The organism is Streptomyces sp. NPDC005408, from assembly GCF_040606445.1.
Classification (GTDB): domain Bacteria; phylum Actinomycetota; class Actinomycetes; order Streptomycetales; family Streptomycetaceae; genus Streptomyces.
Genome location: NZ_JBEXEX010000111.1, coordinates 1 through 6,873 on the forward strand (window position 1 = coordinate 1; position 6,873 = coordinate 6,873).

A 6,873-nucleotide genomic window follows, 5' to 3' on the forward strand; every position below is an offset into this window, starting at 1 on the left:
GTTACGAGAAGCGCGCCTACATCTACGGTGGCACTGTCACCCTCGCAGCCCTCATGATCTGGCTCCGAACATGATCCGAGAAACAGCGCCTAGTGGTGGCCAGGGCACCGACCGCAGAGCCCCATCGGATGGCTGTTGATGTTGTCTGGGTTCGGGGGAGTTCTTGACTTGCTGGGGCATGCCTACGGGCTCTACGCGATTCCCCGAAGCTTGCCGGGGGGCGTGTGGGCTGCGTGGGTGTCGAACTGGGTCTTCGCGTTCGACCTCTTTCCGGTCTATTTCCTGCTGCTGCTTTTCCCCAACGGGAGGCTACCGTCCGCACTCTGGCGGATCCCGGCCACGATCGTGGGGGCGTGTTGGATCTGGGCCATACTGTTCGGGGCTTTCGTTCCCGGCCCGATCGACCGTGGCTACTTCCCGACAGTGCGCAACCCGATCGGCAATTCGGTGCTGTCCTTCGCCGGCCCGAATGAAGGTCTGCTGGGGTTCCTCGTTGTCGCGTGTCCCTTTCTGCTGGCAGCAGCTTCGCTACTCCGACGCTTTGGCGGCAGTGGCGGGGGGGCGCGCCAGCAGATCAAGTGGATGGCGTTCGCGGTGCTGGTGGACGTGGTCATGGTCGTAGGACTGACCGTGACCTGGAACAAGGACGCGATGGGATCGATCGCCATGGATCTGGCCAGCGTAGTCCTAAGTGCGGCCATCGCCATCGCGATCGTGCGCCACAACCTGTTCGACATCGACCGCATCCTGAGCCGGTCACTTCTCTATGCAGGCCTGACGGGCATCGTGGTCGGGCTCTACATCGGGTCCGTAAGCCTCTTCGGGCTTGTGCTGCAGCACTCAGCCTCCGGCCTGGCACCGCTGCTGGCGACCGGCGTGGTCGCCGTCGCCCTGCAACCACTGCGTGACGTACTGCAGCGACTGGTCGGCCGGCTCGTGTACGGGCTGCGGGATGACCCGTATGCGGCGCTGGCAAGGCTCGGCCGCCGTTTGGAAGCGGCCACCGATCCGAAGCAGGTACTGCCGCAGGCCGCGGCGACGGTGGCAGGCGCGCTGCGCCTGCCGTATGTGGCCATCGAACTCGACGATGCCACGGCGACCGGCGCAGGCGGTGCACGCGTCGCCGCTCACGGCACTGAATCTCCGGTCGCGCTTCGGTTGACGCTAGTGCACCAGGGAGAGGAGATCGGCGCTCTGGTGGTGGGGGCACGGGCGGCCGACGAGGCTTTGTCTGCTGCGGATCTGCGGCTGCTGCGTGATGTCGCCCGGCACGTCGCGCAGGCTGCGGCGGGGGTTCGGCTGTCCCTGGCACTGTTGCGGGCGCAGGAGCATGCCGTCGCGGTGCGGGCGGAAGAGCGGCGACGCCTGGCCCGCGACCTCCATGACGGCGTCGGCCCGGTCCTCACCGGCGCCACGTGGACCCTTCAAGCGGCCACCACCACGCTGCGGAGCAACCCCGACGCCACGCATGACCTGCTGACAACCGCACTGGTCCACATCCGTCAAGGTGCCGAGGATCTGCGCCGGATCTCCATGGGCCTACGGTCGCCAGTCGATCAGCTGGGCCTGCGCGAGGCCGTCCTGGCCTACACCGACCGCGTATCGCTGGCCATACACACCGATCTGCCTCAGCAGATTCCCCGGCTGGCCGCGGCAGTTGAAGAGGCCGCGTACTGGATCCTGGTCGAGGCAGTGGCCAATGTGCTGCGGCACGCGGAAGCCGCCAACTGCTGGGTATCCCTTCAAGTGAGCGACGACTCCCTCGCGGTGACCATCTCCGACGATGGGCAGGGCCTTCCCCAACAGATGCGTCCCGGCGTCGGAGTGGGGACGATGCGCGAGCGCGCAGCCGAGATCGGAGGCAGCTGCGAGATCCGGCCGCGGAGCGACGGCGGTACCGAGGTCGTCGCCCGCCTGCCGGTCAGCCTGTCGGGCGCAGAGGACGCCGGCCTCGCGACGAAGGGCAGGAGCGTGTGATGGAAGAGGGCATTCGCGTCGTGATTGCCGACGACCACCCTTTCACCCGCTACGGCCTGCGCATGTTGCTGGAATCGGATCCCGGCATCACCGTGGTAGCCGAGGCATGCGACGGCCGTGAAGCGGTCCGCCACGTACTCGAGTTCCACCCCGACGTCGTCGTCATGGACGTCAAGATGCCCAACGGCGACGGCCTGTGGGCCACCCAGGAAATCCAGCGCGCCCGCCCCGGAACGAAAATCCTGGTGCACTCGGAATACGAGGCAGACCCCAACGTCATGGCCGCCATGCGTGCCGGCGCCTCCGGCTTCCTCCTCAAAGCCGGAGACGTCACCCAGATCACCCGCGCCGTACGCGACGTAGCCGCCGGAGCGTGGATCTTCCACCTCTCCGACACCGCCCGCATGCGCCCCTGGTTCGACCAACTCCGCACCGCCCGCCGCGACGGAGCCTTCCCCCAACTCACCACACGAGAAAGAGAAATCCTCAACATCATCGCCATCCCCAAACAGACCACCCACACCGCCGCCGCCCGCCTCGGCATCAGCCACAAACGAGTCGAGAACGCCCTCACCGACATCAAAACCAAACTCGGCGCAACCGACCGAGCAGACCTCATCGCCCTCGCACGCGCGGCCGGCCTCGGCGTACAGCCCTGACCGCGCACTCCCGCAGCCTCGGTAAGCCGCTCCCGTGACACCGGGAAATCCCCAACCGCACCCTGGACACAACGGATCCCGAACATGAGGACCGGCGGAAACGGGAGGGTGGATGCACCAGGAACAACGGCAGCCCGGCACTAACACCGGCACACGGCGCAGGAGGCGTTGGGGCAGGACAACACGGCGATGGACACCGGTCATCGGCACCGCCCTCACTACAGCAGCAGCGATCTACCAGGCCTGGCACGGCCAACCACTCGGCTGACCAACACCTCAAGACTCAGGGCAAGGCCTCATCGCGGAACCTGATCAACAGGCGCGGTGAGGCCTTCGCCTCTGCACGAACTCGGCGGTGAACCGACGATCGGGACGTCCAGGAGACCCAATTGCGGATACCGGCCATGGGTTCACACCCGATGAGTGGTCTGCGGCAGCCCCTCGGGAAGCGGATCCGGGCACAGGACGTCGACTGGGGCAGGTCTCGGCCGTGTAGCAGTTGCTGCTGAAGCGGGTCTCGGCCTGAGCCCACCGGGTGAAGGAGAGGCCCAAGCCACCGCTGACGTCAGTCCGGAAACGGACGGCTCCCAAGGGCCGCGGCGGCGTTGCCGGAACAGGTGGCGCGGCCGTCCGCGATCGGGGATGCGCTGAACGCAGGCCAGAGGGCTGATCCTATGGCGGACTTCTGTGCCTCGCCGCTGCTGCGCAGCTGTCCCGCACATCTGGGACGCTCTTCCCTGGCAGCCGGGATCACGCCCGGTTGACGCTCTTCCTACTGGGCGTAGTCAAACGGGGAGGGTGAGCGTGGTCGAGAAGTTGCAGAACTGGCCCAAGCCTGGGGTGTTCAAGGTCGTTCGAGACAGGGGACGCGTTTCGGGTTCTGGGCTCGCGTGGGCGGTATGGATGCTCATCGTGGTGTTCGCGGGCCTGTCGGTCGCGCTCGTGGCGCTCTCCCGGTCGGCGCCGCGGCCGGACTGGCATCCATGGGCATTCGCGCTGGGTGAGCCGGTATCGTTCGTCGCGTTCGCCGTGCCCGGGCTGATTCTGGCCGGGCGGCGCCCGCGCAATCCTGCCGGATGGCTGTTGCTGCTGTGCGGGATTGGGATGTCAGTGGACAATCTGGCCCGCGCTTACGGCGCCTACGCGCTCGTGCACGACGCCCCGGGCGGTGTCCTGGCAGTGTGGGCAGCGGGCTGGCTGTTCGTGTTCGTCAGCTTCCCGTTCTTCTTCCTGCTGCTCCGCTTCCCTGACGGGCGTCTACCGTCGGCGCGCTGGCGGTTCGCTGCCTGGTACACCGGCGGATCTGCTGTGTTGATGCTGCTGGTGGGCGCTTTCCTGCCCGGGCCGGGTGCCTACGACTACTTCCCGTCCGTGGAGAACCCGCTCGGCATCCCGGCGCTGTCGTTCGTGCGCGCGATCATCGGTGGCGTCACGGTGCTGTTCATCGTGTGCCCGTTCCTACTGGCGGTGGGCTCGCTGATGTTTCGGTTCCGCAGCGCTGACAGGGTCGCGCGCCAGCAGCTGGAGTGGGTGGCGTTGGCCGCGCTGGTGGCTACAGTGCTCGTGGGCGCCAGCGCGGTCTGGCAGAACGCTCTCGGATCGGTCCTGGTCGATGTGGGCATGGTGGTCTTCAGCACGGGAATCGTGATCGCCATCGTTCGGCGTCGGTTGCTTGACATCGACCGCATCCTGAGTCGGTCGCTGCTCTTCATCTTTCTGAGCGTGAGCCTGACCGCGCTATACGCCGGGTTCGTCAGCGTCTTCGGGCTTGTCTTTGAGCGTTCCTTCTCCGGCGCAGCCCCACTGCTGGCAACCGCAGTCGTCGCCGTTGCACTGCAGCCGCTGCGCGGCATACTGCAGCGGCTCGTCAGCCGGCTGGTGTACGGGCTTCGGGACGATCCCTACGCCGTCCTGGTAGAACTGGGACGCTGCCTGGAGGCAACCGGCGAGGCAGACCGTGTGCTGCTGGCGGCGGCACGCTCGACGGCCAGTGCTCTACAACTGCCCTATGTGGCTGTCGAGTTCCGGCAGGAGACCGGCGAGATACTGGAAGTCGCCCGCCACGGATGGCCGGTGCCAGCACCGGCACGCATACCACTGGTCCACCGGGGCCAGCTGCTCGGCGCGCTGCTCGTAGGACCCCGTCCAGCCGAGGACGGCCTTTCTTCCGCCGATCTCGCGCTCCTGCGCGAGCTTGCCCGGCATATCGCCACCACCGTAGCGGCGATCAATGCCGCCGAACGGGAGCGGAGTCGCCTGCGAAGGGACCTGCACGACGGGCTCGGTCCCAAACTCACCGGCATCAGCTTCATGGTTCGAGCGGCTCGCGAGTATCTGCCCCGTGACCGGGGCAGGGCAGACCGTGAGCTGGCGCAGGCACTCGACGGCATTGCTGCGGCGCAACTCGCCCTCCGGCAGGTCATCGCAGGGCTACGCCCGCCCGACCTGATCGTCCTCGGTGTCATCGGCGCATTACAGGGCAGCGCGCAGCAGCTCGGACTTCTTCCCGAGGTCGAGGCGGCGCATCCACTCCCCACGCTGCCTGCGGAAGTCGAGGCTGTGGGCTTTCGAATCGGTGAGGGGGCGCTGGCGAACGTGGCACGTCATGCCCAGGCCAGCCGCTGCCGGTTGAGCGCCTTCGTGCGCGACGACACGCTTATTCTGACAGTCGACGACAACGGCCGGGGGCGCAACGGCGCGCCCGAAGGGGCCGGGATCGCCGGGATGCGCGAACTCGCCGCCCAGGTCGGCGGCATCTTGACCATCACCACCCCCAGCGGCGGCGGCACACGAGTGGTGGCCCGATTGCCCTTGGCCGACCCCACACGCGCGGCATGAGATGACCCGACACCGTACTCCGGGAGCTGACATGAACCCCACCCGCGTACTGATCGCCGAGGACGAACCCGTCGCACGGCAGGGGATGCGCTCATGGCTGGAAGCCCACGGCATCGAAGTCGTCGCCGAAGCCGCCAACGGCCGCCAGGCCGTGGAAATGGCCCGGTCACACCGTATCGACGTCCTCATCATGGATCTGCGCATGCCCGGCCAGGACGGCATCGCTGCCACCCGGGAAATCCGGCATAGCCGACCGCACATCAAGATCCTGGCCTTCACCTCACACACCGGCCTCCCGCACCTGCGGGCCGCAGTGAGGGCCGGAGTGCACGGATTCGTCCTGAAGGACCGCGAAAGCGACGACCTTGTCCGCGCAGTGGAGGCCCTCGCCCGCGGCGAGGCCCACTTCGGCCCCGGCACCGCAGACCATGTGGTGGCACTGCTTCAGGAAATCCCCGAACAGCCCTGCCCGCCAGCCCTGCAGGGGCTCAACTCCACGCAGCTGAAGATCCTCTCCTTCATGGTCGACGGGCACGATGACAAGGCCATCTCACGCAAACTCTCGTTGGAACTGAAGACCATCAGATCCCGCATCTCGGAGATGCTCCCGATCGTCGAGGTCGGCAACCGGGAACAGCTGGTCACGCTCGCCCGACGCGCGGGGATGGGCCGCCCCTTCCAGCCCGACCCCGAGTCCAGCGCCAACTTCCCTCAATAATGGGAAGCCCCACGCCCCCGCCGAGCCGGGGCGTGGGCCAGATCCGGCCCGTACGGAAGATCCCAACCACCTCACGCCCGTGGCCATCGACTGTGGCGAGAACCTGGCCAGCCCTGGCGTCAGGGCCCGAGGAACCGGCCCCCTACCGCGGACGCCAGGTGCGGATTTCGAGATGGTTGATGTGAGCGCCCGGGTGGATGCGGCCGGTTTCCACGAGCCATTGGTGGACCGCTGCAGTGACGTCGCCGCCTGCGGCGTCGACGCGGTGGGCGAAGTCTGCGGCGTCGAATCCGCCCGTGGCTGCGGAGCCGTAGGAGCGTTCTTCGGTGTGGTCGGCGCGTTGGATGACGTCGCGGCGGATGCCGGGTGAGTCGGTGCGGCTGCCTGAGGCGAGGATGTAGCTGGTTTTCGGCATGCGGACGGTGAACGCCAGTCGCAGGCCTTGGCGGGCGGCTTCGGCGATGAGGGGGCGCAGGCGGGCGGAGCCGGAGGCGATGGCTTGGGCTCCGGCGCGGCCAGTGCCGGTGCCGGTGGGGGTGATGAGGACGGCTTTGGTGCGGACGCGTGCTCTGGTGCCGGAGGCGGTGGGGGTCTGTCAAACGAGCGGTGTAACTGGGGTTGTTGGTTACTGACGGGCTGCTGAGAGTCGGCCGTCGAAGGTGATGTCGAAAGCGTTCAGCG

The 6,873-nt window shown here is 67.4% G+C and carries 5 protein-coding genes; 4 read left to right on the forward strand and 1 reads right to left on the reverse strand.

Annotated features, from left to right (window positions below; translation table 11 throughout):
- The first annotated feature begins 237 nt into the window (after positions 1 to 237).
- The 4 genes from ABZS64_RS38825 (at position 238) to ABZS64_RS38840 (ending at position 6,192) form a co-directional block, all read left to right on the forward strand.
- On the forward strand, positions 238 to 1,977 hold the full coding sequence (locus ABZS64_RS38825) for a histidine kinase (protein ID WP_355839861.1): 1,740 nt from the start codon (positions 238 to 240) through the stop codon (positions 1,975 to 1,977).
- The gene (locus tag ABZS64_RS38830) at positions 1,977 to 2,636 is read left to right on the forward strand and encodes a response regulator transcription factor (RefSeq protein WP_355839863.1); all 660 of its coding nucleotides are present in this window, start codon (positions 1,977 to 1,979) and stop codon (positions 2,634 to 2,636) included. Before ABZS64_RS38825 ends, ABZS64_RS38830 begins: the two co-directional genes overlap by 1 nt.
- Positions 2,637 to 3,440: 804 nt before the next feature.
- A complete protein-coding gene (locus tag ABZS64_RS38835; RefSeq protein ID WP_355839865.1) occupies positions 3,441 to 5,474 on the forward strand; it encodes a histidine kinase in 2,034 nt (677 codons plus the stop codon).
- A gap of 31 nt (positions 5,475 to 5,505) precedes the next feature.
- The gene (locus tag ABZS64_RS38840) at positions 5,506 to 6,192 is read left to right on the forward strand and encodes a response regulator transcription factor (protein WP_355839867.1); all 687 of its coding nucleotides are present in this window, start codon (positions 5,506 to 5,508) and stop codon (positions 6,190 to 6,192) included.
- Positions 6,193 to 6,334: 142 nt separating this feature from the next.
- Here ABZS64_RS38840 and ABZS64_RS38845 read toward each other — a convergent pair whose 3' ends face one another.
- Entirely contained in the window at positions 6,335 to 6,607 is a 273-nt protein-coding gene (locus ABZS64_RS38845) for a hypothetical protein (RefSeq protein ID WP_355839869.1), read from the reverse strand.
- Positions 6,608 to 6,873 lie beyond the last annotated feature (266 nt).

Coding starts and splice junctions, on each gene's coding strand:
- ABZS64_RS38840 (WP_355839867.1), top strand. CDS start 5,506: ATGAACCCCACCCGCGTACTGATCGCCGAGGACGAACCCGTCGCACGG.
- ABZS64_RS38845 (WP_355839869.1), bottom strand. CDS start 6,607: ATGCCGAAAACCAGCTACATCCTCGCCTCAGGCAGCCGCACCGACTCA.
- ABZS64_RS38830 (WP_355839863.1), top strand. CDS start 1,977: ATGGAAGAGGGCATTCGCGTCGTGATTGCCGACGACCACCCTTTCACC.